Origin of the sequence: Microcoleus sp. B5-D4 (assembly GCF_036705145.1) — a bacterium.
GTDB lineage: Bacteria > Cyanobacteriota > Cyanobacteriia > Cyanobacteriales > Microcoleaceae > Microcoleus.
On sequence record NZ_JAUBTV010000053.1, the window covers coordinates 26,441 to 51,838 of the forward strand.

The following is a 25,398-nucleotide window of genomic DNA, read 5'->3' on the forward strand; positions in this document are numbered from 1 at the left end:
GTAAGGACTTTAGGACTTTAGGTGGAGATTGAAAGCACTAAAGTCCTTACTACAAACCGATCGAAAGCTACGCTTTTTAGGTTAGGATCTATTTAATATTTGCTCCTAAAATATGGAAAACCAACTTTTGCAGCGCATCACACTCGATCCCAATATATGTCACGGAAAACCCTGTATTCGCGGTCTCCGATATCCAGTCGAGTTAATTCTTGAATTACTCAGTTCTGGTATGAATGCTAAAGAAATTATAGATGACTATGACGATTTAGAAAATGAGGATATTCTAGCTGCTTTGCTATTTGCCGCGCGGCTGACTCAAGTGAAAAGCATATACCGAGTATTAGTGTAATGAAGTTTTTGGTAGATGCACAATTACCACTACGTCTTGCGCGCGTGCTGCAATCTGCTGGTTGCGATACTATTCATACTAAGGATTTACCTCGACGAAATGCAACTCGCGATTCAGAAATTAACTTGCTTTCCATCCAAGAAAGCAGAATTGTTATCACCAAAGATAGAGATTTTCTCGATTCATTTATGATCGAGCAGCAACCTTACAAGCTGTTGATATTGACTACAGGCAACATAAATAATAACCAACTTATAGACTTATTTGTGAATAACTTGCCGCAGTTGGCTGAACTCTTTCAGGAACATTCCTTGATAGAAATGAATCGCGATACAATTGTAGTTCATCAGTAATAAATTAGGGTGACACCTGGATATGAAACCATATCACCAAATATCTATTAACGAATGCGGCGAACCTTTAGTCCCGATTCCACCAGAACATTTTGCCTTTGAAATCCCGCACCCTTATCAAAAGTTGGGTGCACCCTATCACAACAGCAAAGCAGATTCCCCTTTCTACTTGCGGCAAGGAGTTGTAGATAGTTTAATCGCCGCTCAAACCCAGCTACAGCAAAATCATCAAAATTGGAAAATTCTGATATTTGACGCTTATCGGCCGGTGGAAGTGCAGCAATTTATGGTAGATTATACTTTTAATCAAATTGCCATAGCTCAAGGCTGCGAATTTCCGGTTTCCGAAGACAAACGCCAAGTGATTATAGAACACGTATATCAATTTTGGGCAGTACCGAGCCTCGATCGCGCGACGCCTCCCCCTCACAGTACAGGTGCAGCTTTAGATATAACTTTACTAGATGAAAATAATCGGCGAATTGATATGGGCTCTCCGATTGATGAAATATCAGAACGTTCTTATCCCGATTATTTTTGTAATAGCAAGGAGCCGCAAAAACAGGAATATCACCGCCGCAGGCAAATCTTAAAAGATGCGATGATAGCTGCGGGTTTTCAGCAACATCCTAACGAATGGTGGCATTTTTGTCTGGGCGATCAGATGTGGGCTTGGTTGACAAATCAAAACAATAGTGGTAGTCAATTGATAGCCCGATATGGCCGCTATTAAAAGGGTACGCAATTAGATCTGGACTGACGCACTCGCAACCTTAAGAAACCGGGTTTTTTGACAAAAAACCTCAGCTTTTAACTGCTTCCTGTGGCAATAAACCTGGTTTCTGACCGAAAGCATCCAGGATACCCGCCACGTGATTCATCCGTCCAGAAATAAAAAACCTGTATCCGATCAAGGAGCCCCCGAATTTATCTCGCGCAAGTCAATGCTTTAATTCTAAAATCTAAAATCTAAAATCTAAAATCTAAAATCGATTGACACTCTATGCGTCCTGGACTATAAAAGTTCGATCGACATAAATCAGTTGTATCCGAAGACACGCCAACTATTGCCAGCGGGGTAGCGGTGGTTTAAAATCAACGAGAGCGAACAAGTGCAGGCAAATCAAGCAAGCACTGCAAACCCTAAAGGATAACTCAGAGTTCACCAAATGAAAGCACTCATCCTCTCTGGCGGTAAAGGAACACGCTTGCGTCCCCTCACCTATACGGGTGCTAAGCAGTTGGTTCCTGTAGCAAATAAGCCGATCCTGTGGTACGGAATAGAAGGAATTGTGGCGGCTGGGATTACGGATATTGGGATTATTATTAGTCCCGAAACCGGGGAAGAGGTGAAGACGAAAACAGGAGATGGATCTCGCTTCGGTGCGAAAATTACTTATATCTTGCAAGCAGAGCCGGCAGGGCTCGCTCACGCGGTAAAAGTTGCCAGACCGTTTTTGGGCGATTCTCCGTTTATTATGTATTTGGGAGATAACTTAATTCAGAATCAGTTAGATCCGTTTTTAGAGATTTTTAACACGCAGAAACTAGACGCTCTGATTATGCTGCGTCCCGTTTCCAATCCCTCTGCTTTCGGTGTGGCAAAAGTTGATGAGAAAGGCAGAGTTTTGCAGTTAGTAGAAAAACCCAAAGTTCCGCCGTCAAATTTAGCACTGGTGGGAATTTACTTTTTTGCTCCTACTATCCATGAGGCGATCGATCAAATTCAACCTTCGCCCCGGGGGGAACTCGAAATTACAGACGCTATTCAACAACTCATCAATCAGGAAAAACACGTAGAAGCCTGCAATTTAGAGGGTTGGTGGCTGGATACGGGGAAAAAAGACGATTTGCTGAGTGCAAACCAAATCATTTTAGATAGCCGTATCGTAGCTTCAACTGAATTAACAGTAGATGCAAAAAGTCAAATTATCGGGCGAGTGCAAATAGGAGAAGGAACGGAAATCATTAATTCTACAGTTCGCGGGCCAGTGGTAATTGGGGAAAATTGCCGCATTGAAAACTGCTTTATCGGGCCTTACAGCAGTATTGCCGATCGCGTGACGATGATTGATGCTGATATCGAACACAGTGTAATATTGCAAGGGGCGAAAATAGTTGGCATTCACCAGCGAATTGTTGACAGCGTGATCGGGCAGCGAGCTCAACTCACCAATGCACCGGCTCGTCCAAAAGCTCTGCGGTTTATGATTGGTGATGACAGTCAAATTGAGTTAACTTAAATTGAGATATTGCCAATATCGGAAGCAATAATCTTGATTTAACAAGAGATAAATGTTCTTGTGGGGTGTAGGGGTTGGGCATCCTGCCCGCCCTGGAACAGGCTTTCCGGCCTGTTCCACAATTAATTACAATCAGGGAAACAGGAAAGATGCCTGTTCACAATTAGTTACAATGATTGAAACAGCAAAGATGCCTGTTCCATAATAAGTCAGAGTAAGTTATCTCAAGGAGAGGAAAGTTTGGAGTACGAAGAAATACCAACTCAACAGATAATACATAAATTGCGGCAAACTTTGGAGCCGCGAATTGGTATTGCTGAGTTGTCGCTGTTGGGAACAGAAAATAGTGCGATTCCCTTCGGGATAGCTTCGCTTCACGCCCAAAATGAAGATGACGAAGATATCGCCCTTTTAAAGGCAGGTTTCGACATTTATAACATCCCCATTACCTCTTACCAAAGGCGACTCGGTTCCGCAGTCATCGTCGTTAGGAAAATAGTCCGCAAATTGCTCAGACCGGTACTCGAACGACAAGTAATTTACAATTTTGCTAATACCCGGGTCGTGCATACATTAAGCACACAGTTGCAAAAATTGCAAGAAAATCAACAAACTCTCTTTGAAAAAATTGAATCGGAATTCAGCAGCGAATATCCCGAAGTTACAGCACAGCTTGAGACTCAACAAAGAGCGATCGCAACTTTTCAGTCTGAAATAGAGCAAATTAAAGCAGTGCAGCAGCAACATACTGCTATTTTAGAGAAGATTACCGCTCAATTGCTCGATCGACAAAAATAAAGCATCAAAGATGACCCAAAATAATTTGGTCACAAGGCCCCAGATTTATTCGCGAGAGCAATGCTTCAATGCTTCAATCAAAAATCGAAAATTATTCAATTCCTCAATCTAAAATCCTAAATCCCAAATCGAAAATTCCTCAATCCTTCAAATTTTCAATGATTCAATCCCAAATCAAAAATTCTTCAATCCTTAAATTCCTCAATCTAAAATCTAAAATCTAAAATCTAAAATCGAATGACTGCACTGCCAATATGCTCCTTAATTATAGTCAACTATAACGGTCTGCGCCACACGAAAGATTGCTTAAAATCTCTACAAAAACTTGCGTATCCCGAACAACAACTAGATTTAATTGTAATTGATAATTGTTCTCAAGACGATTCCGTTAATTCCCTGCGCGAACTATTTCCCAAAGTTCGGATTTTTGTCAACTCCGCCAACAACTTTGCTAAAGCCCTAAACCTCGGCATCAGCGAAGCAAAAGGGCAATATATCGGCTTTCTAAATAACGATGCTACCCTTGACAGTCGCTGGTTAGAGATTCTGGTAAAACGGCTAGAAACTAATAAAGAAGTAGGTGCGACTAGCGGCAAATTGCTGTTTAAAGACGGGCGAATTAACAGCGCCGGTATTCAGCAATTACCTAATTTTTATTGGCAAGATGTCGGCTTTGGCGAAAAAGATGCGGGACAGTACGATACAGAACGGGAAGTCGAAGGACTTTGTTGGGCGGCGGTGCTTTTTCGGAGAGAATGTCTGGAAGATGTCGGGCCAATAGATGAAGATTTTGTGATGTATTTTGAGGATGTAGAGTTTGCCAAACGCTGCCACAAACGCGGTTGGAAAATGCTTTATACTCCCGCCGCTATCGCCCATCACGAGTATCGGGGTTCGAGTAAAGGAAGCAAACTTACCGAGTATTTCTGCAACCGCAATCGTTTTTTGTATTTGGCAAAACATGAACCGTTGCAATTAGTCAAAGGAATTCATACTTCGGATTTTTTTACTAACAAGCAGTACGATTTGCTGTTCGAGAGTTTATTTGTAGCGATTAAAAAACTGCTAGATTATCAGAAACCAGAAATCATCGAAACTGTATTGCCGCAGTTGTCGGAAAAGTTGGCGGTGATTTACAGTCGGATGAAGATCGATCGCATTTTATCTCGGTTACAGGTGGTTCGGGGCGATCGCAAAATGTCGATCGCTATTTACGATCACGGGCTACATTTTATTGGTGGCGGTCAAAAATACGTCGCTACCCTCGCCTCGCTGCTACAAAATGAATTTGACATTACTTTTATCGCCAACAAACCAGTTGCTGTTTCCGACTTAGAATCGTGGTACGGACTCAACCTTTCAGGATGCAAAATTAAAATTATGCCCTTGGCGTTTTACGAGAAACGCGGAATGCAGTGCATCGATTCCAGCATCATCGTGGAGGATATGGAAAATCCCTTTGATGAAATTGCCAGAGAAAGCAAAAACTACGATATTTTCATCAACGCCAACCAACTGGAAAAAGTTAAACCACTGTCGCCAATTTCAGTATTTTTTTGTCACTTTCCCAATACCTTCCGCAACCGTCACTTTGCTGTCGATGATTACACTTTCATTATTGTCAACAGTCAATTTACCGTCAAGTGGTTGGAGAAACGCTGGAACCTACAGCCAACTTTTCTGCTTTATCCGCCGATAGAAATGGCAACAGTTAAAGTGCCGAAAGAAAAAATAATTTTGGCTGTGGGACAGTTTGAAGCTGGGGGAACAAAAAAGCAAATTGAACTAATTAAAGCTTTCCGCAGTTTGCTAGCAGATTATCCCGAAGATTTTCAAGGATGGCAGCTAATTTTAGCCGGGAGTAGCATTCCGAAAAATCCTTATTTAAAGACTGTTCAGAATTTATTGAAGCAAGATTCAAGGGCGATCGAGCTAAAAGTAAATGTTGACTTTGATGAGGTAAAATCACTTTATGCTAGAGCAAGTATATTTTGGCACGGCTGCGGTTTGGGTGAAGTCAATCCTCAAAGATTTGAGCATTTCGGGATGGCGACTGTGGAAGCAATGCAAAACAGTTGTGCTCCGATTGTTTTCAACGGCGGCGGCCAACCGGAAATTGTCGAACATGGGCGATCGGGCTTTTTGTTCAATACCGTTGAGGAACTGTGCCAGCATTCACATCAACTAATTGTTAATCCCGATTTGCTAGCAGAACTTCAAGCTGGTGCACAGCAACGCAGTCAGAACTTTAGACTTGCACATTTTGAGAAAAAAGTCAATAGTTTTTTTGATATTATTCACCAAGAGTATGCTACAATTCGGCTGCCAAATCCGGCCGATATAGCTCAAATGCTCGATATGGAGCGCGATCTATAAATTTCGTAGGGGCGGGTTTTACCAACAATATTAAATGATTACAAAGAATTTATATAAACCCGCCCCTACACCGCCAATAACTTACATCAAATCCGACTTTTGTGCAACCATAAAATCTAAATTTTGATTGTTCGTTGGGTGGGGGCGGGTTTAGGAGATTATGGGTTTTAGGCAATTATTGTTGGTAAAACCCGCCCCTACAATTGGGATAAATTTTGGTTGGGTGGGGCGGGTTTAGGAGATTATGGGTTTTAGGCAATTATTGTTGGTAAAACCCGCCCCTACAATTGGGATAAATTCTGTTCGATAAAATCATGTCTAATTCACTGTTAATCAATTTGTCCTTCTTAACTCCCGAACCAACCGGAATCGGGACTTATGCCACTAATCTTTTCCCGCAACTGCAACAGCTAGAACCAACATTACTCGCTTCCCAGCAAATTGACAATTATACTTGCCACCAAATTCCCGAAACTCTGACACCGAATCGCGGCCCTAAAGGACAAATTAACAGACTGCTATGGACTCAGTTTGAGTTACCTAAAATTTACAAAAAATTGCAGTCCACCCTGATATTTTCGCCAATTCCCGAAGCACCTTTGTATTCCAGATGTCGCTACATCGTCACAGTTCACGATTTAATTCCTTTGCGATTTCCCCAACGGTTTTCTCGATTAACAGCTTATTTCCGCTACTACATACCGCAGGTATTGCGGCAAGCAGAACACATCATTTGCGATTCTCAAGCAACGGCGGCAGATGTTGCTAACTTTTTCCAGATTCCGTCTAAGAAAATGACCGCAATTCCCCTAGCTTGCGATAATATTAATTTTAGATATCTCGACTTGCCCGCCAAAAATTATTTTCTTTATACCGGCAGACACGATCCTTACAAAAACTTGGAAAGATTAATTGCTGCATTTGCGAGTTTGCCCGATCGCACAAACTACGAATTGTGGCTAGCAGGGCCTCCCAATGCCTACACGCCGCAGTTGACAGCACAAGTTGAAGAATTAGGTTTACAATCTTTGGTAAAATTTCTCGGTTACGTTCCCTATTCTCAATTGCCCGTACTGATGAATCAGGCGATCGCCCTAGTTTTCCCTACACTTTGGGAAGGATTCGGCTTACCAATTTTAGAAGCAATGGCTTGCGGCACACCCGTCATCACATCCAACCTGTCATCAATGCCAGAAGTAGCCGGAGATGCCGGATTATTAGTCAATCCTTACAGCGTCCCAGAAATAGCCGAAGCCATGCAAACAGTAGCCACAGATTCAAAAGTGCGATCGAACTTAAAAACTGCTAGTTTAGCCAGATCATCTCAATTTAGCTGGCACAAAACCGGAAAAGCAACCGCCAACATATTACAGCAATACCTTTAAATCTCCCCTCTCTTCCTTTCTCCTCTCTGCGTCCTCTGCGCCCTCTGCGGTTAAAAAAACTCCCACTCAAAAACCGCAATCTACATATTATCCCATGCCCAATCCCCAATCCAACCTGCTCATCAACCTCTCCTTCCTAATTTCCAAACCAACCGGCTTAGCCATCTACGCCAAAAACCTATTTCCCCACCTAAAATCCCTCAACCCAACATTACTAACAGCGGAAAAATTTCCCCATAACAACTGCTACCAAATTCCCGCCAACCTAACACCAGAACAAGGAACCAAAGGACACATCAACCGATTGCTGTGGACACAAACCCAACTCCCCAAAATTTACAAACAGCTAAAATCTAACCTATTATTTTCCCCAATTCCCGAAGCTCCTTTATTTGCAGGTTGCCGCTATATAATTACAGTACATGACTTGATAGCGCTGCGATTTCCCCGCCGCTTCGATCCTCTGACACCTTACCACCGCTATTACATTCCCCAAGTGCTGCGGCAGGCTCAACACGTCATTTGTGACTCTGAATCAACTGCCAAAGATATCGCTAATTTTTGCAAGATTCCTAATAATTTAATTACGCCAATTTTCCCTGGATATGATAGCAGTTATTTCCGTTTTCTAGATTTACCAACAAGCAATTATTTTCTTTATATCGGCCGCCACAATCCTTATAAAAACGTGCAGCGAGTTGTAGCAGCCTTTGCTGCTTTGCATCATAATTCCGAGTACGAATTGTGGATAGCAGGTTCGGAAGACAAACGCTATACCCCGCTGCTGAAGAGGCAGGTTCAAGAATTGGGATTGGTCGATCGAGTAAAATTCCTAGATTACCTCCCCGCAGCCGACTTACCCAAAGTCATCAACCAAGCGATCGCCCTGGTTTTCCCCAGTCTTTGGGAAGGATTCGGGCTCCCCGTGCTCGAAGCAATGGCCTGCGGCACTCCTGTCATCACCTCTAACCTGTCTTCAATGCCCGAAGTGGCGGGGGGGGACGGCGCCTTATTAGTCAACCCCTACAGCGTCGAGGAAATTGCCTCTGCTATGCAAGAGCTTGCAGTCGATGCCAAAGTTCGATCGCAATTGCGGGAGCTCGGTTTAGCCAGAGCCAAACAATTTAGCTGGGAAAAAACAGGCTTGGAAACTGCGGCTATTCTCGATCGATATCTTTAACAAACAAAGGCGAATAGCCCAACACGGATTTGGACACGGATACACGGATGAGTCGGGGGGCACTCAAGGCAGGGCGGGCACTCAAGGCACCGCCCCTACAAGCCTTTTACTTATTGATACCCAACTGATCGCCGCGCTTGTACTGCTGATAAGCAGCAAAAAACAGCCCCGCCAGAGTAACAAAGATTAGACCCAGAACAATACCTGAAAGCAGCGGTTCTACCATGAGAGCTCCTTAACGTTAAGATTTAACAACCTATTTTTAATATTACCAGCACTTACACAGATGAATTTTCCCAAAAGCAGCCTTCCGTGGGGCTCAGACCTTGCTCTCCCCGCTGCGAACGATTAAGCTATGTTATGAGAAATAAATTTTCTTGTAGATACTATTTTTAATTGAACCCCTTTGAATAACCAACTTGCCAGGAATGAAATTAAAAACCCGATCGAGCGGCTTGCCATATTTGCGCTAGCGGTGTTGCTTGCCATCATGTTGGCAATTATCACAATACGTCAATTTCAAGTAGCCGATCCTTACGTCAAAAGCGTCCTATCCCTCACTGGCAACCCGTTTCAGGGTTCCGCCATCTTTCAAATGAACTGTGCGGGTTGTCACATCTCCGTTTCAGACAGTCAAGTCGGGCCCAACTTGCACGGAGTTTCCGATCGCAAATCCGAATTGGATCTGATCCGGCAAGTCACCAGCGGGCAAACCCCACCAATGCCGCAGTTTCAACCGAGTCCGCAAGAAATGGCCGACTTGCTGAAGTATCTCGAACAAATTTGACCAAAGAAGGGGAACGGAATTCGTTCCCCTTCTTTGGCTGACACTCGAAACTTTGATCGGCAGACTAAACCAGCAAGTTAAAACTCTGAGCCGATAACTGGCTCGGCTGTACGCCCGTCAGTATAGCCAAAATCTGGTCGCTGTTGGCAATTCCGATCGCCGTTGAGCCGTTAGTTTCGGTTAATGACAGTTGATTGAAGTCCAAGCCTCCCACCAACTCGATCGAATCAACTCCTGCGGTGAAGTTGAAAATCGTGTCAATTCCTCCGCCCGCTGACAAGACAAAGCCATTGCTGCCACTGCCACCGACGAGGGTATCGCTGCCAATGCCACCAAAGAGCAAGTCATCGCCGGTGTCAGCAAAGAGCAAATCATCGCCGCTGCCGCCAATTAAGGTATTGTTACCCTCGCCGCCGCAGAGAGTGTCATTGCCTTGATCGCCAATTAGCACGTCGTCGCCAGCGCCTCCCAAAATTACGTCCTCGGCTTTGCCCCCGTACAATAAGTCATTGCCTTCGTCGCCAGAAAGAGAGTCGTTGCCACGATTGCCATAAATCGTATCGTTACCGCGATCGCCAAAAATCAGGTCAAACCCTTTGCCACCAAAGAGAGTATCGCTATCGATGCCTCCGAAGAGAGTATCGTTGGCTATATTGCCATTGATGTAGTCGCCGCCCCCTCGACCAAAGATCAAATCGTTGCCGATCAACCCGAAGATAGAGTCACTGCCGGCACTACCCACGATCGTATCGTCGCCGTTAGGGCCATTGATCACATTACCCGCTGAAGGAGTGCCGGGCTCATTGGGAGTAGCGATCCTGGGGAAGTTCTCAGGGCAAACCAAATCTGTCGGTACAGGTGCAGGCGTCGGCGTCGGTACAGGTGCAGGTGTCGGCGTCGGTGCAGGTGCAGGTGTCGGCGTCGGTGCAGGTGCAGGTGTCGGCGTCGGCGCAGGTGCAGGTGTCGGCGTCGGCGTCGGTGCAGGCGTCGGTGCAGGCGTCGGCGTGGGTACAGGTGGCAGTGGCACTGGCGGCGGAGTCGGAGTCGGAGTCGGAGTCGGAGTCGGCGTCGGCGTCGGCGCTGGGAAGTTGCCGAAGTTGATGCCGCTGACAATAGCGCCGGAAGTTAGGGTGATGTCGGCGGGTTCGGGTGTGCTTTGGGTAAACCCAGTTTGGTTGACTTCCCTGACGCGGTAGGTTCCCGGCGTTAGGTTGGCGAACAGGTAGTTGCCAGTGTTGTCTGTGGTAGTAGTAACAGGAGCAGTTCCAGCTACGACATTGGTTAACTGAATTTGGAAATTGGGTAAACCCGGTTCTCCAGCATCCTGAGTGCCATTGTTGTTGGTGTCTTGGAACTTCAGACCTCGGATCGCCCCGGGTTGGGGCAGGAAGTTGCCGAAGTCAATGCCCGTGATCTTATCTCCACTCTTAACCGCAAAGGGGGCGGGGTTGGGGGTCGTCTGCGTCCAGCCGTTTTGCTGAACTTCCCTTACCTGGAAAGTACCTGCGGGTATGTCGTTAAGAGTGTAGTTGCCCGTGGCATCGGTGATGGTAGTCGGTTCGCCCTGCTGAAACAATCCATCCGGAGTGATACTGTCGAGGAAGATTTGCCAGTTAGCTAGCCCCAATTCTCCGGCATCCTTAATGCCGTTGTTGTTGAGGTCATTGAATTTTTGACCGCTGATAGTGGCCGGCTGGAAGTTGCCGAAGTTGATATTAGCGATGTCTTGACCGCTGGTGACAGTGATGTCGGCCGGGTCGGGGGTAGTTTGCGTCCAAGTAGGCTGCAAGACTTCCCGCACCTTGTAGGTTCCTGCTGGCAAGTCGAGGAATTTGTAGCTGCCGGCGGCATCGGTGAGGGTGTTCTGTTCCCCGGTGTCGAGAGTGCCGTTGTTATTGGGATCGAGGAAGAATCGCCAGTTGGCAAGCCCTAGTTCCCCGGTATCTTGCACCCCGTTGCTGTTGAGGTCATTGAACTTCAGACCACTAATCGAGTTGGGTCTGAAGTTGCCGAAATTGTTGTTTTGGGAATCTGTGCCGCTGGTGACGGCGATCCTAAACGCGCCTGAAAGGGTAGGGGTGGCTGGGTTGACGGGGGGCACAGTTTGCGTCCAGCCTGTTTGTGGCACTTCCCGCACTGTATAAGTGCCGGCTGGCAAGTTGGTGAACTGGTACTTACCGGCGACATCGGTGACGGTGGCGTTGGTGCCTGTTTCGGCTGGTACGGGGTCTTGCACGCCGTTGGTGTTGGCATCCAAGTAAATTGTCCAGCCTCCTAGGGGTGGTTCTGCTGGCAAATCTTGAGTGCCATTTTTGTTGAGATCGTTAAATTTAATCCCGCTGATTTTGCCTAGTTGGAAGTTGCCGAAGTTGGTGGGAGTGGCTGCGGTGTTGGTGATGTTGACGCCACTGTTGGTAGTGATGCTGCCAGTGGGGGCAAGAGTTGGTTGCCAATCAGGCTTTGGCACTTCCCGCAGGGTGTAGGTGCCGGGCCCAACGTCGGTAAAGGTGTAGTTGCCGGTGGGATCTGTAGTTTTGGTTTGTGCCACTGTACCGGTGGCGGCGTTAACTAACTGAATATCAAAAGGAGTTGCCGGTGCTACCTCTCCCGCGTCTAGGGCAGCGTTGCCGTTTTTGTCCTCGAATTTGGTACCGCTAATGGTGATGTTTGTGAAGATACCGAAGTTGGTGGGAGTGGCTGCGGTGTTGATGACCGGAGTACCGCTTAGGGCGGTAACGGGAATTGCGGCAGCGGGAAAAGAGATCCTAGAGCCGGCTGGCGCCGTGGCTTGTATTAAATATTTGCCCGGGCCTATATCCGAGAAGAGATAATCTCCGGCTTCGTCAGTCAATACCGGCGCACCCACGATCGTATCTGTGTCGGGTTCTAGCGTGTTGTTGTTGTTGGTGTCTTTGTATAAAGTGACCCTGACGCCGCTTAATGTGGTGTCGGTGGCATCTAAAACGGCGTTGCCCGCGACATCGGTGTAGGTTTTGCCTGCGATGGATGTCAGTTGGAAATTGCCGAAGTTAGCACCTGTAACATCAGCAGTACCAGTTGTCACCGTTGGTCTCAAAGTCTGCACCCAATCGGTTTGTAACGTTTCTCTGATCTCTGTATTGGCCTTAGTATCCGTGAGAGTGTATTGGCCCAGAGTGGCAGCAACCGCAGATGTTACATTAGTCTTCGTACCTGCGGTAATAGTCCAGCCGCCTAGACCTGGTTCAGTTGCCGCGGCACCTTGCAGGCTATCCCCGTTAAGGTCGTTGAATTTCTGACCCACGACCACAGGGCCGTACTCGTAAGCACCGATGTCAACACTAGGTTTGCTGACAAGAGTATTGTCGATTTTCCGAGGGAAACCTGTACCGCGTTGGTCAGTAGTTAAACCGGCCGCTGTTGCGTCGGCGCTGTTGCCACCGCCAATGGCTTGGTTAGTGCTAGTTGTGACCGGGCTGTTATCAACTAGGGCAAGGGTGAAAGGAGCCGGAGCCGTTGCGCCATTCAATCCGGCAGAGCCGACTGGTGCTAATACATTTGTCAAAGCACCGGTTAGTTGCTGAGTCGCTGTAAAACCAGTGCTAGTGCCGAGAACCCCAATCAGGTTGTTGTTCCCGGTGAATGTCCCGGTAACATCTGTGTTGGTAGTAGCAACGTTGCCAGCGACGATCGTGTTTTTGACTGTAACTGTACCGCCGTTGTTGTAAATTCCTCCGGCATTAGCAATCAGACTAGCCGGTGTGCCAACTGTCGCGGCTGTTGCAGAGTTATAAGCGATCGTATTATTGGTCAGAGTAGCTGTAGCACCTAAGTTGACGAAAATTGCACCACCAGCAGCTTGACCGGCACCTGCGGCAACATTACCAGCATTGCCACCCGTAACTGTGTTGCTATATAAGGTGCTGTTGGTCATGGTCAAAGTGCCACCGCCAACAAAAATCGCGCCGCCTAAACCTGCACCGCCGCCGCCAGCAGTAGCACCAGCACCGCCAAAAGTGCCTCCTGCGCTTGCACCATTGCCACTACCGCCACCGCCGCCGAAGCCGCCAATGCCTCCTGCGCCGATAGCACCAGGCGCCGCACCTGTACCAAAAGTACCGCCAGCACCACCGCCGCCACCAAAGGCGCCAGCACCGCCAACACCGCCATTGCCACCATTACCTGCAATACCAGTACCAGGAGGACCGCCAAGGCCACCGGCACCACCACCACCGCCGCCACTACCGACAACACTACCAGCACCACCAGCACCACCAGCACCACCAGCACCACCGTTTGTGCCGCCAACACCAGTACCGCCAGTGCCGCCAATACCGCCAGTACCGCCAGCATTACCAGTACCGCCAGCCTCGCCATCTTCGCCAACCCCACCGGCAGCGCCATTACTTGCTAGACCATTTCTACCATTTCTACCATTTGTCCCTGCTGTGCCTCCAAAGACAGTAGCCAGATCCGCGTTACCACCCTTGCCACCATTCCCCGCCGCACCTGCACCGCCAACGGCAGAGTTATTAGAAAAAGTAACTCTGTCAACTGTGACTGTACCGCTGTTGATAAAAAGTGCGCCACCTAATCCCGCAGCGCCACCACCACCGATGGTTCCTGCGTTGCCTACTGCTTTTGCGGAATCAATGGTGAGGTTTGAGATGTTAAATGTTGTGTTATCAACTACGAAGGCACGGTTGTTATTGCCGCTGATCTTGAAACCGCCGCCAACAATAGTGGTGGTGTCGGTAATTCTCGGCAATTGCCCTGCGAGGGTAATATCGCCAGTGAGAGTGATCGTGTCACTGCCGCTGTTGATGTTGGCAACATTGATGGCATTTACCAGTCCGTTAAAGTCGCCCGTAGTTTGGTTCAAGTCAGCCAGTACGCCACTATAAGCTTCCCTCGCCTCAGCCGAAAATGCCAAAGGTGTTTCAATGTTTCCCGTAGTTACTTCGAGTTCCCAATCTCCACCCAACGCAGCATTCCCAGTCAAGTTATCGGAAGCGGCAATATTTGCCCCGGTGAGCTGGCTCAGCCTTTCCACAAATGCAACACCTGCTTCTGTGGCGGCGACGTTGCAACCGTAAAGCAGAATTTCTGGTTTAGGCGTAATTGAAGAGTTCGAGTTTGCTTCGGCTGCTGGCAAAGCAAACCATTTTTCTAAATAATTGCGGTAGCTTTCAATGTTGCACAGATTTAGTTCTGTCGCTCCCAGTTGTAAGCTGGCTGCTGCGCCGTGAGACAAAATGTGGACGGCTGCAATGTTTTTCCGCTGTTTAAGTGTTTCGGCGATTTGCTCGATGCCGTCGCGATCGGCTTTCAGAATAACAATTTCTGTATCGGGATTGACCGTTTCTGTTAAACTTTCGCAATCTTTAACTTGTGAATCAGCAAAAACTATCTGGTGTTTCCGTTCTTTATAGAGTTCCACGTTCAAATTCTCCTGGTACACGCACACATCAAATTCATATCACAAACCAACCGCAGCAATGATCGATCTTTTTCCAGCGCGGATGAGAGTCGTTGGCGAAGCCCTCGAAGAGGATCGCCCCTAATTTAACCTAAAGGGAATATTGACAAAAACTTTTTTTTATGCTCCCCTGTCCTAACTGAGTTAGTTTGATTGTTTAGAAGTTTTAAAGGGGGATATTGTTCCGGCTGTTACAACAATGTTGGGGAAGACTTGCGCGCTGTTTATTGATATACCAGAGATGGAGAAAACACCAGATTTTATAAAAATTGTCAATCTAATAGTTAACTGATGACGATCGATATTTGTTAATCAAGAGTCATCAGTCACGTTTATGAGCTGTAAGCTGATATTATTTGGTAGTTGGTGGCTGCTGAATGATCTGTATGTGCGCTCCTCTTCGAGGGCTTCACTAACGAACAACTCCACTCAAATTGCTTGGTAGGGAGGAATGCAAGTTTTCTGAGTTTTATGAAGGCTTGCATTCCTCACGAGAACCTTGATAAATGTTATTTATCAGGCAGAGATAGGCTGACTCATGAGTAACATTCCTGGAGACTATTAGAATCAATAAACTGACTCGAAAAAATTAAAATTAGGCGGACAGTCCAGAATATTAACTCCTCTGCCATTTGGGTGCGTCCAAGACTCACTAATTACCAAGTTTCTTCATCAGGATTATTGGAATTGCTCCAGATTTCCACATCTAAATCATTGAGATAAATCAGAGCAGTTTCAATCTGTTTACTTGTACCGTTAAGTTCCAAATCAAACCAACCGTCATCTAAAGTTTTGACACCCAAAAAAGCGGCATTAAAATTCACCGTCAAACCGTATTCAGAAATCAGGTTAGAAATCACAGGTTCCTGATGGTATTCTTTAGGAACACGAATGCGAATGCGGGTTTGAGTTGGTCTGCTGTCACCACTATCAGAGTGGGGAATATCTGATTCTTGGGTTCTGTGAAAATCGCCGATCGCCTCAAATTCCGATTCGCTAGTATTGTTAGCTAACATTTGGGACTCCTAATTTTTGTTTCAGTTTACACTTTGCATTAATATCTTGTAGGATATGTCGCTGTGATATTTTCGAGCTTCCAACCAGATTGTCGATAGCGCCGCACCTACTAAGGACTCGTTTGAGGGATGAGGTTCACAGCCCGCACCCTAAAGCCCTACTGACTAATGACTAATGACTAATGACTAATGACTAATGACTAATGACTAATGACTAATGACTAATGACTATTCTTCAACTTCTTTGATCCTAGTTTTTCGTTCTAAAATCTCCTTAAGCACGAGGGTAACAACTGCTAAAAGACCTAGAACTACCGCCGCCGAAAATGCGGCTTGCGTCGCATACTGCTTGTAAGCATCCTCTACAAACAAAGGCAAAGTTTGCGTTTTTTTAGCAATATTTCCCGACACCACAGAGACGGCTCCAAATTCTCCCATTGCTCTAGCATTGGTCAAAATTACTCCGTAAAGCAATCCCCAGCGAATACTCGGAAGCGTGACATTCCAGAAAATTTGCCAGTCATTTGCTCCCAAAGTTTTCGCCGCCTCTTCTTGATCTGTCCCCACTTCTTCCAAAACAGGAATCACTTCGCGCGCCACAAAAGGCAAGGTAACAAAAGCAGTAGCCAGCACCATTCCAGGGAAGGCAAAAATAACCTTAATATTCGCCGCCTCCAGCCACGACCCGAACCATCCCAGCCGACCGTAAAGCAGTACAATCATTAAACCTGCCACTACGGGAGAGATGGCAAAAGGCACGTCTAAAAGGCTGATTAATAGCGTGCGACCCGGAAATTTGTTGCGGCCAATTACCCAGGCTGCACACAAACCGAATACTGTATTTATAGGCACAACTATCAGAGAAATTACCAGGGTAAGTTGCGCTGCGTGCAGAAAATCCGGCGAGGTTAAGTTAGACAAAAATGGCTCAAATCCCTTTCTGAAGGCTTGGTAAAAAACGTTGAGAGTAGGGATAAATAAGACAAGAGCGAGATAGCCGATCGCAATTCCGATTAAAGTTGGTTTTACCCAAGCTTTTTCCTGACTCCGACTAGAACCTGCGGGCGGAAATGTGTAATCAGCGGGTGAATTGATATTAGCCGTCATAGCGTCTTCTCCATGCTTGTAAGAGATTAATTGCGAACAGCATTGCCAGGGAAATACCTAACATGACAGTGCCGATAACTGTTGCTCCTGCATAGTCGTACTGTTCTAACCTTTGGAAAATTAAAACCGGGGCGATTAAATCTTTGAACGGTATGTTAGAAGCTACAATTACAGTAGATCCGTACTCGCCAACCGCTCGCGAAAATCCGAGTGCTACTCCGGTTAAAATAGACGGAAATAGCGGCGGCAAAACTACTCGCCAGAAGGTTTCAAATTGAGAAGCACCTAAGCACCAAGCTGCTTCTTCGATTTCTTTTTCCATCTCGTTTAAAACTGGCTGTACGGTTCTAACTATAAATGGCAAGGAAATAAATATCATTGCTATACCTACGCCCAAGCGAGTAAAGGATATCTTGATTCCCAAAGGTGCAAAAAGCGAACCAATCCAACCGTTATCGCTGTAAACTGTGGCGAGAGTTAAACCTGCGACGGAGGTGGGCAGTGCAAAGGGTAAATCGACGACTGCATCGACAATCCGTTTTAAGGGAAAGTCGTAGCGGACTAATACCCAGGCAATTAATGTGCCGAATACTCCGTTAATTAATGCCGCAATTAATGCCGTAAAGAAGGTGACATCGTAGGCGGAAAGGGCGATCGGACTGGTGGCAATTGCCCAAAATTCGGCGGGGTTTGCTGTGCTAGCTTTCAGCAGCATTGCTGTAACTGGGAGCAATAGCATTAAGCTGAGATAGCCTAGGGTGATTCCCCAAGGTAATGTTATTTTGCCGATCGCCTTTTTGATATTTTCGATCGGAGATTGAGGGTTACTGATTGCAGATGATCCAGCCATAAGTCAATAGTTGTGAGTGGGAAAGAATAAGTGCGCTCCGGGGCTGGTTTTACCAATAATAATTGTCTAAAACCAATCATCTCGTAAACCCGCCCCGACCACTACTGTCTAATTGAACCTTGAATTTTGTCAAAAACAGCTCCGTCATCGAAGAATTTCTTCTGAATATCTCCCCAACCTCCTAAGTCTTGAGCTGTAAATAGGGTTTTGATGGGGGCATATTTTTGGACAAATTCTGGTTCCGCCGCTACTGTCGCATCTACGGGGCGGAAGCCTACTTTGGCAAATTCTCGCTGAGCTTCTGGGGTATACAGAAACTTGACAAATGCTTCTGCGACTTCGCGAGTACCGTGTTTATCAACGTTTTTATCGACGATGGCAATCGGATTGTCGATCGAAACATTGACTTCGGGAATACTATAAGTCGGTTTTTCGCCTTTCTCACCTGCCAGAAGAATCTCGTTTTCGTAGTTAATTAAGGCGTCGCCTTGGCCTTGTTTGAAAAATACATCGGTGGCTTCGCGGGCGTCTTTAGTCAGGATGGGGACGTTTTTGTAGACTTTAGTAGTCAAGTCTAATGCTTTGGTTTCGTCTCCTCCGGTTTTAACAACCGAGCCCCAGAGTGCGAGGAAATTCCAGCGGGCAACGCCTGATGTTTTAGGATCGGCAGTAATCACTTTTACTCCGTCTTTACTTAAATCTTCCCAGGTTTTGATGCCTTTGGGATTGCCTTCGCGGGTGACTATTGCTCCTACGGATTTGCTGACTATGCCTTCGTTGGGGACTTCTTTTTCCCACCCGGGCTCAATGAGTCCGGCTTTTTCGATTTTTGCGGTGTCGAGGGCGAGGGCTAGGTGTACGATGTCTGCTTCTAAACCATCAATTACGGCCCGAGTTTGGGAACCGGAACCGCCGTAGCTTTGGTTGAAGGTGACGGTTTGGCCTTTTTCTTTTTGCCATTGTTCTACAAATTTGGGAATTATGGCTTCGTGGGCGGCTTTGGTGACGGCGAAGGATACTAGGGTTAATTCTACATTACCTTTGTTGGCTGCTGGGGTAGCACCGCCTGGAGTGGCTGCGGGATTGTTTGTGGTTCCCTGGCCGCAGGATGCAACGGCGAGACTTAAAGTTATTCCCACTAAAAATAGCGATACAAATCTTTTCATGGCAGTAAATGATTGATTTGTGCTGGCTGATGGCTGTTGTGGCCAGTGAAGGTGTTGAGTTAGGCGTTGCCATGGGCTCATTATATTTGTTCCTCTAGATAAAGTACGGTTATTAGGTCGGAATACCGTAATTATGGTTGTGAAGTACGATTATAGACAAGAGCGAGTCAAAAGGCAACAAAAAAAACAAATTGGGGGAACTCAGGGTCGATCGCATATCCTGAAGTCTTTTCCGTCGGTGTTTTCGAGTCAGATTCGGGGTAAAATGTAAAGTGTATAAATAAATATTATTATTAAGTTAAGGTGCTAAGCTGGCGCGGCTGCACGATTCGCCTGCATGATTCTCCTTACATATACAATCGGCCGATCGCCCAAATGTAATAGCCCTGCCAAGAGTCCCCGCCCCAGGGGGATATGTCTGACTCGCGCGATCGTCCTTAAGTAAGAAAAAGTTTTAACTGGTATGTCCTTACCCCGCCCAGTCTCAGACACCCTAATTGAACTGTTGAAGCCTGTAGCCTCTGAATTGGGAGAAAGATTGGGAGCAAGCGCTGTCAACGAACGCTATGCAGAAATTGAGCCCTCTGGTTCTTCAACTTTGAACCAGCAAATCAAAAAAGACCCCCGCTGGATTAAAGCACAAGTGAGATATTTGCAGCGGCAGCAGGCCAGAGAACAAGAATTAATCGCCCTCGCCGACGCCGAAGAAAGGGTAAAGGAAGAACGGGCTAATCGAATTAAAGCACAAGAAGTAAGAGATAAGCGGGCAATTAGTCGGCTTTGCCGCGACTTAATGCGGGAGTTTCAATCAGAAGCAATTCGAGTTAAGCTGAACGAAATTCAAACTATTTGGGACAGGGACAACTGGTTTTCTAATTTGAGCAGGCAGGAAACTGAACAGATTTTGCAGCAGCAACAGCACCGATTGCTGCTGTTAGTTGCTCCCGCAAAAATTAGCCAAGATTGCCCTGATTCGTTTCGCCACAATCTGAATATCGAGCTGCCGGCTAAGTTAAGAGCTTTTTTGAACCAGCACTACCCCCCGCACGGAGATTTGTGCCCGGTTCAGTTTTACGGAGACTATTTCAAAAAATCCATTTCCGATATTGATGTGGAGCGGTTGCAGACTGTGTTGTCTCCCGTCCCTACAGCTATACTGTACAGCGATATCAGCGATTATGAAGTTAATTTTCATGTTGGTTTTTGGGGAGTCATCAATCAGAGCGTTTCTCTAGTAGCGATGCAGCCTTGGAATTGGGAAGAGGTTTATCAACAGTTGGAGGCAGAGGGAAAAGATAGAAAGGTGAGCCTGCGGATTATTCGGCAAATAATTGTGACGATTCACAAGTTATTAGCCGCTTTTTTAGCTGATTTGTATTATTTAAATATCGATTTTACTCACGAACCTCAGCTATTTAATTTAGAGGCGGAATTTGCCCACGAATGGTTTTCTAAAGATTGGGCAAAACCGTATATTGAAACTCTTAAAGAAATTCAGGATCAGCAGCGAATAGTCTATAAGGGAGAGATGCGGCGGCTGGCGCTGCGAGAGGCGAAAGCTAGGGCGGAACGCCAGCGTTTGGAGGAGGCTGAACTCAAACGCAGACAGGAAGCTGAGGCGGCAGCTAAGCGGGTGAAGGAATTAGCTCACAAATTAAAACATCAGAAATGGCGGTGTGTATATACGCTGCCGGGACATTCATCGTTTGTGAATTCTCTGGCGATTAGCCCTGACGGCAAAATTTTGGCTAGCGGTAGTTGGGATAAAACTATTAAGATTTGGGATTTAGAAACCACGGAATTAATTGGCACTCTGACGGGACATTCCGATCGCGTAAATTCGGTTGCTATTAGCTATGACGGAAAAATGTTGGTCAGCGGCAGTTCGGATGAAACAATTAAGTTTTGGAATTTGCACAACGGTGATTTGCTGTGTACTTTTCCGGGACATTCTATGGAGGTGAATTCGGTGGCGATTAACCCGAAGCGCCAGGTAATTGCTAGCTGCGGCGGTGCTGATAATACGATTAAGCTTTGGAATTTGCGGAGTGGTGAGTTGCTGCGGACTTTGAAGGGTCATTCTGACAATGTGAATGCGGTGGTTTTTAGCCCAGACGGTAAAAAATTGGCGAGTGGCAGTTCGGATGCGACGAGCAAGGTTTGGGATGTGGAAAGCGGCAAGTTGCTGCGGACTCTTTCCGGGTTGAATGTTGGGGTGAATTCTGTGGCGATCGCGCCCGATGGTCAGATTCTTGCTAGCGTCAGCAATGATTATACGATTAAGCTGCGGAATTTGCATACGGGGAGTTTGTTGCGGATTTTAAATACTAATTCTGGGAGGGGAAAGGGTGTAACGAATTTAGGAACGAATGAGGCGGTGCATATTTTGCAGAATTATGTGAGTCGGGGCGAGTCGGTTGCTATCAGTCGGGACGGTTTGACTTTGGCTAGCGGGTGCGATGATAATACGATTAATATTTGGAATTTGCAGACGGGGGAGTTGTTGACCAGTCTTAAGGGACATTCGGGTACGGTGTACTCGGTGGCGATCGCACCTTCGGGCAATTTGCTCGCCAGCGGGAGTGCGGATCAGACGATTAAGATTTGGCGCTGCGATTAGTTAATTGGCAGTGGGCTGTGGGCAGCGGGCCGAGAATTCCGGTTTTGCCCTTACGGGGAGGGGTTTTGAGCGAATTTGAAAAAAAAGTTGGCTGGGGGGGTTGCGCTAATGACTATAAGTTTGCTATATTAATTTTCACTGCTGGTGTAACTCAGTTGGTAGAGTAGCTGATTTGTAATCAGCCTGTCGCAGGTTCAAATCCTGTCACCAGCTTTATAGCTCAAACCAAGGTTAGATAAGACTTCTAGCCTTCTGCTCATTTCTAGGTATGAAGTGGGTCTAGAACTACAATACCTGTTTCATACCCACTAAGCTCTTCAAGCTAGGCTTTATAAGTAAATCAAAATTATTTAGATAGAAAGATAATTACTGCCTAATAATTCTACTTGCCTAGACCCTAAGCTGTCACATCTCACTCTATCCCTCTTAAATCGAGTTTTAAGGTTCCTCTACACAATAAATGTAATTCATACCCATACGTGCCTTATCGCTCCATATAGCTCAATCTAGAGGTATATAATATGATTTGTTTTAGTTATAGAAACTTGAGTTTGCATTGAAATAAATTATGTAATAAAAGCACATAGGGAAAGCTGGTTACTCTAACCTCAACCATTTAGCTATCGTCTCTACTCTGTTCCTAGAGATTCTCATATTTCATATATACTTTCCTATATCACTTTTTACATATAATGTCCTATCTTAGTAGTGTATATATACCTGTTTTATTTGTTTACATCTACTAAATATTCATTCTTTTTACTGACTTAAGTCAAAGGTTGAATGCTTTTAGTAGAAAGAGCTAGAGTAAATCACCACATTTACTATAACTAGAAGTTTATTGCAGGCTACTCTCTACTTTGAGACCAATATTTAGAGCATCGTGCATAGCTTCTAAATGCTTCAAGATATCTTTGGAAGTAGTAGATTTCCAGTTTGGGTTCAACTTTCTAATGGTGTCGTACAGATACTCAGGAGATTTCTGCAACCATGCTTCGATATTGCCCGCTTTAGAATCTAGTAGAATGTCAATTAGTTGAATCTTTATTCTGTACATCCACTTATCTACATGGGAATCGTACAAAGCATCAGGAGTTAAAATGACACCATTACTCGCTCTAAACCCAATTGGTAGCTTAGTTATTTCACACATCCAGTCTAGGGTGTGTTTCCAAGCAACTCGATCTACTTCGGGTGTTCCTGTTAGGGTTTTTCCTGTGAAAACATAAGCTAGACGTTCTGGATTAGTATTGAGAACCTGATTACTTCCTACTTGTATATACTCCTCATTCTTTTTTGACCAATTCGACCAATTCTCACCGATACTAATCACTAAATTCTCAAGGTCTTGAATAGATAAAGGTTTTCCAGTATTCAACCAAATTAGTTTTCCCTTATCTACTGCGGAATCAGCGCTAAAGGGTGTTAAATATTTAACAAAGTTATTCTTTATTGCACTCCAACTCTGCTTAGACCGTTCTAAACCGATAATCTCGGCAACTTTTTTCTGTTTACCTACCTTGTTTTCCCCTACTAAAGTAGAGAAATTGCGAGATAAGAAAATATTGACTAAATGACGTAATTGATTCTGCGCTTCTGCTACAAAACGCCCGTCTCTTACTCTTAAAAACTTCTCAAAAACACTTCTTTGCGAGAAATTTAAGGTAGTAGCCACCTTAGTAGATACTTTACCTGGGTTTTTTTCATCAGTAGCAGGCATTTTAGCTGTCAATAACTGAGTAACTTGGATTTTTTCTTCATAGATGATATCTAGAAAAAATTTTTTATTTTCCTCCCGTATTTTTAGCTCTACTCCAGGAAATTTGGCGTTAAATTTCGGATAAAGATATCCTTGTAACTCCTTTAAAGTTGGTTTTTGCTTTGGAAATTGATTTTTTAGATTGGAAGGAACCAGATTAAGCCATTCGACCGCACTACTTACCTTTGTAGGTATTCTCTTATGTGACATGAAATCATCTAGAAGATAGGTAATACTATCGTCTACTTGAGAGAGAAAGTATACCTGCCCTAGAACATATCTCGAAAAATACAGATCCGTAGTAGAAGGTCTATAATCTGCATTTTCTATCCCTTTTTTGACTAGCTCCGTGCATTCTGCTAAGACATTATTATTTAGTTTTTGCCGACTCAAAACCGAGCTTTTTAGTTTTTGCAACTTTGCTTCACGGATACCTATTTTTTCTATCTTCTTAGGATCTTGAGATTTTGCAGCTAATCCATCTAGTCGAGAGAGTTCATTATTTATCGGCTCTATTATTAGGTTAAAAACCTCTTTCTCTTGCCAGTAACCTTCTATCGCTTTATTAGCAAGAAAATAGAGTAGAGGATAGCTAGGAATGTCCTTAATAGGTAGTGCCTCCAGTTGCCAATGGTCTTTATAATTGACCAATGTTACTTTACACGGGACATTTGCTATCATGCCCGACCATTCTAGAGAGTTTTGGGCTATTAACTTTACATCTGATAGATTAGTCAGCTTTGTTTTTGGTGCTTTTGGAATACGAGACTTTACCTCCTTACTTATGGCTATACTACCATCATCATTTATAATAGATGTTTTGGGTTTAATGTTGGAATGTACGAAACCCTTGACCTCTACGGGAGAATTCACAAAATCACTATGTGCATTCTGTTCAAACTTGCTAGTATCTACCAATCCTTTTGCTAGTTTATATTCTTTTTCCCAATTAGCAAAACTTATTATTTCAATGACTTTAGAGCGAACTTCCTCGAAATCGTTATTAAGAGCGACCTCTTTATTTAATAAATAAAACACATAGTAAAGGATGTTTCCTAAAATATTCTCACTAGCGGGAAGGCACAAGTAATGAACTATATTGGAAAAAACTAGGCGCTGTATTTCAGAGGATTTATTATGATACGAAGATAATGCAAATTTTTGAATATGTTCCCTTTCCTTGTAAAACCGACTCAACCATAAATTAATATCAATTTTATATTGATTAACTAAGCTTTTACCTTGATCTATCCGATCGAGTAAGATTTTACAGTGTCTGGCATCGTCAAGCTGAGAGCATGAAATTTTTTGATATTTAATTATCCCTTCGTCAATAATGTCTTGAATTTTTTTCTGAAACTTTTCTAACCTTTGTTTTTTAGCCTCTGAATCAGTGTTTTGTGTACTGTCATGGCTCTTGGTTCTCCATCTACACTTATTTTTGCCTGTATCTTTGTAATGAGAGAAGTGAGAAACTCTCTCTATACCTTGCTTAAAAAAGACAAGTTCTCCACATTGACCACAAATTAGACCTAGCTCTTCATAAGAGTCATAGTTTAGTCTATTATCATCGGCTTTAAACTTTTCATCCAAAAACATAGATTTTGCCCACTTCATAAAACTTAATCCCCTATTTTGGGTAATTTTATTTAAGCCAATAGAACCTTATAAGAGTTTTAGTAATTATTTAAAAGTTCTCCCAGCATTACCTATGAATTTAACAGTAGTCCTCTGCATATACTGTGACTTAAATCACCTAATTGTCGGAAACCCTAAAATGCTATACCAATAGTTTTAGCTATTTATCAGTAGGTGATTTTATCCTGAGAAGTGTAACTATGTAACTATGTAACTGTAACTCAACTAACTTTAACCCCACATTCCGCAGATATTTAGACAAATTTAATAGTTTTAAATTGGGAGGCATAAAGCCATGGAATCAATATATAGC

18 protein-coding genes and 1 tRNA gene are annotated in these 25,398 nt (G+C 44.8%); 12 read left to right on the top strand and 7 right to left on the bottom strand.

Annotated features, from left to right (window positions below):
• The first annotated feature begins 112 nt into the window (after positions 1 to 112).
• The 8 genes from QUB10_RS22165 to QUB10_RS22200 all read left to right on the top strand — a co-directional run bounded on the left by QUB10_RS22165 (position 113) and on the right by QUB10_RS22200 (position 8,684).
• Positions 113 to 349, top strand: a complete 237-nt coding sequence (locus QUB10_RS22165; RefSeq protein WP_333205440.1) for a DUF433 domain-containing protein — start codon at positions 113 to 115, stop codon at positions 347 to 349.
• On the top strand, positions 349 to 702 hold the full coding sequence (locus QUB10_RS22170) for a DUF5615 family PIN-like protein (RefSeq protein WP_333205441.1): 354 nt from the start codon (positions 349 to 351) through the stop codon (positions 700 to 702). The genes QUB10_RS22165 and QUB10_RS22170 overlap by 1 nt, the downstream gene beginning before the upstream one ends.
• A gap of 22 nt (positions 703 to 724) precedes the next feature.
• A complete protein-coding gene (locus QUB10_RS22175; protein ID WP_333205442.1) occupies positions 725 to 1,435 on the top strand; it encodes a M15 family metallopeptidase in 711 nt (236 codons plus the stop codon).
• A gap of 436 nt (positions 1,436 to 1,871) precedes the next feature.
• A complete protein-coding gene (locus QUB10_RS22180; RefSeq protein ID WP_333205443.1) occupies positions 1,872 to 2,945 on the top strand; it encodes a glucose-1-phosphate thymidylyltransferase in 1,074 nt (357 codons plus the stop codon).
• 240 nt (positions 2,946 to 3,185) lie between these two features.
• A complete protein-coding gene (locus QUB10_RS22185) occupies positions 3,186 to 3,743 on the top strand; it encodes a hypothetical protein (RefSeq protein ID WP_333156789.1) in 558 nt (185 codons plus the stop codon).
• A 237-nt stretch (positions 3,744 to 3,980) separates the two neighbouring features.
• Positions 3,981 to 6,119, top strand: coding sequence for a glycosyltransferase (locus QUB10_RS22190; RefSeq protein ID WP_333205444.1), 2,139 nt, complete (start codon positions 3,981 to 3,983; stop codon positions 6,117 to 6,119).
• Positions 6,120 to 6,433: 314 nt separating this feature from the next.
• Positions 6,434 to 7,504, top strand: coding sequence for a glycosyltransferase family 1 protein (locus tag QUB10_RS22195; RefSeq protein ID WP_333205445.1), 1,071 nt, complete (start codon positions 6,434 to 6,436; stop codon positions 7,502 to 7,504).
• Positions 7,505 to 7,598: 94 nt separating this feature from the next.
• The gene (locus QUB10_RS22200; protein ID WP_333205446.1) at positions 7,599 to 8,684 is read left to right on the top strand and encodes a glycosyltransferase family 1 protein; all 1,086 of its coding nucleotides are present in this window, start codon (positions 7,599 to 7,601) and stop codon (positions 8,682 to 8,684) included.
• Between the two features lie 106 nt (positions 8,685 to 8,790).
• Here the strand turns inward: QUB10_RS22200 and petG are convergent, their stop codons facing one another.
• Positions 8,791 to 8,910: a cytochrome b6-f complex subunit V gene (gene petG / locus QUB10_RS22205; protein WP_006632329.1), complete on the bottom strand. Its 120-nt coding sequence runs from the start codon at positions 8,908 to 8,910 to the stop codon at positions 8,791 to 8,793.
• A 180-nt stretch (positions 8,911 to 9,090) separates the two neighbouring features.
• Here petG and QUB10_RS22210 point away from each other — a divergent pair, with 180 nt between their 5' ends.
• Complete coding sequence (locus QUB10_RS22210; RefSeq protein ID WP_333205447.1) at positions 9,091 to 9,471, top strand: cytochrome c; 381 nt, start codon at positions 9,091 to 9,093, stop codon at positions 9,469 to 9,471.
• Between the two features lie 64 nt (positions 9,472 to 9,535).
• Here QUB10_RS22210 and QUB10_RS22215 read toward each other — a convergent pair whose 3' ends face one another.
• The 5 genes from QUB10_RS22215 to QUB10_RS22235 form a co-directional block, all read right to left on the bottom strand.
• Entirely contained in the window at positions 9,536 to 14,890 is a 5,355-nt protein-coding gene (locus QUB10_RS22215; protein ID WP_333205448.1) for an SdrD B-like domain-containing protein, read from the bottom strand.
• 695 nt (positions 14,891 to 15,585) lie between these two features.
• The gene (locus QUB10_RS22220) at positions 15,586 to 15,945 is read right to left on the bottom strand and encodes an NIL domain-containing protein (RefSeq protein WP_333205449.1); all 360 of its coding nucleotides are present in this window, start codon (positions 15,943 to 15,945) and stop codon (positions 15,586 to 15,588) included.
• A gap of 228 nt (positions 15,946 to 16,173) precedes the next feature.
• Positions 16,174 to 17,052 carry a sulfate ABC transporter permease subunit CysW gene (cysW, locus tag QUB10_RS22225; RefSeq protein WP_333205450.1) on the bottom strand — a complete coding sequence of 293 codons (879 nt, stop codon included), beginning with the start codon at positions 17,050 to 17,052 and terminating at the stop codon, positions 16,174 to 16,176.
• Positions 17,042 to 17,902, bottom strand: coding sequence for a sulfate ABC transporter permease subunit CysT (cysT, locus tag QUB10_RS22230; protein ID WP_333205451.1), 861 nt, complete (start codon positions 17,900 to 17,902; stop codon positions 17,042 to 17,044). Before cysT ends, cysW begins: the two co-directional genes overlap by 11 nt.
• A 101-nt stretch (positions 17,903 to 18,003) precedes the next feature.
• On the bottom strand, positions 18,004 to 19,149 hold the full coding sequence (locus QUB10_RS22235) for a sulfate ABC transporter substrate-binding protein (protein ID WP_333205452.1): 1,146 nt from the start codon (positions 19,147 to 19,149) through the stop codon (positions 18,004 to 18,006).
• A gap of 382 nt (positions 19,150 to 19,531) precedes the next feature.
• Between QUB10_RS22235 and QUB10_RS22240 the strand changes: the two genes are divergently transcribed.
• The 3 genes from QUB10_RS22240 (at position 19,532) to QUB10_RS22250 (ending at position 21,901) form a co-directional block, all read left to right on the top strand.
• Complete coding sequence (locus QUB10_RS22240) at positions 19,532 to 21,688, top strand: WD40 domain-containing protein (protein ID WP_333205453.1); 2,157 nt, start codon at positions 19,532 to 19,534, stop codon at positions 21,686 to 21,688.
• Positions 21,673 to 21,855 (top strand): hypothetical protein, encoded by a 183-nt coding sequence (locus QUB10_RS22245; protein ID WP_333205454.1) that lies wholly within the window; start codon positions 21,673 to 21,675, stop codon positions 21,853 to 21,855. Before QUB10_RS22240 ends, QUB10_RS22245 begins: the two co-directional genes overlap by 16 nt.
• A tRNA-Thr gene (locus QUB10_RS22250) sits at positions 21,829 to 21,901 on the top strand. Before QUB10_RS22245 ends, QUB10_RS22250 begins: the two co-directional genes overlap by 27 nt.
• A gap of 625 nt (positions 21,902 to 22,526) precedes the next feature.
• On the opposite strand, the gene QUB10_RS22255 is transcribed toward QUB10_RS22250, so the two are convergent.
• Positions 22,527 to 25,064, bottom strand: coding sequence for a hypothetical protein (locus tag QUB10_RS22255; RefSeq protein ID WP_333205455.1), 2,538 nt, complete (start codon positions 25,062 to 25,064; stop codon positions 22,527 to 22,529).
• Positions 25,065 to 25,398: the final 334 nt, after the last annotated feature.

Coding starts and splice junctions, on each gene's coding strand:
- QUB10_RS22165 (WP_333205440.1), top strand. CDS start 113: ATGGAAAACCAACTTTTGCAGCGCATCACACTCGATCCCAATATATGT.
- QUB10_RS22170 (WP_333205441.1), top strand. CDS start 349: ATGAAGTTTTTGGTAGATGCACAATTACCACTACGTCTTGCGCGCGTG.
- QUB10_RS22175 (WP_333205442.1), top strand. CDS start 725: ATGAAACCATATCACCAAATATCTATTAACGAATGCGGCGAACCTTTA.
- QUB10_RS22180 (WP_333205443.1), top strand. CDS start 1,872: ATGAAAGCACTCATCCTCTCTGGCGGTAAAGGAACACGCTTGCGTCCC.
- QUB10_RS22190 (WP_333205444.1), top strand. CDS start 3,981: ATGACTGCACTGCCAATATGCTCCTTAATTATAGTCAACTATAACGGT.
- QUB10_RS22195 (WP_333205445.1), top strand. CDS start 6,434: ATGTCTAATTCACTGTTAATCAATTTGTCCTTCTTAACTCCCGAACCA.
- QUB10_RS22200 (WP_333205446.1), top strand. CDS start 7,599: ATGCCCAATCCCCAATCCAACCTGCTCATCAACCTCTCCTTCCTAATT.
- petG (WP_006632329.1), bottom strand. CDS start 8,910: ATGGTAGAACCGCTGCTTTCAGGTATTGTTCTGGGTCTAATCTTTGTT.
- QUB10_RS22220 (WP_333205449.1), bottom strand. CDS start 15,945: ATGTTAGCTAACAATACTAGCGAATCGGAATTTGAGGCGATCGGCGAT.
- cysW (WP_333205450.1), bottom strand. CDS start 17,052: ATGACGGCTAATATCAATTCACCCGCTGATTACACATTTCCGCCCGCA.
- cysT (WP_333205451.1), bottom strand. CDS start 17,902: ATGGCTGGATCATCTGCAATCAGTAACCCTCAATCTCCGATCGAAAAT.
- QUB10_RS22235 (WP_333205452.1), bottom strand. CDS start 19,149: ATGAGCCCATGGCAACGCCTAACTCAACACCTTCACTGGCCACAACAG.
- QUB10_RS22240 (WP_333205453.1), top strand. CDS start 19,532: ATGTCCTTACCCCGCCCAGTCTCAGACACCCTAATTGAACTGTTGAAG.
- QUB10_RS22255 (WP_333205455.1), bottom strand. CDS start 25,064: ATGAAGTGGGCAAAATCTATGTTTTTGGATGAAAAGTTTAAAGCCGAT.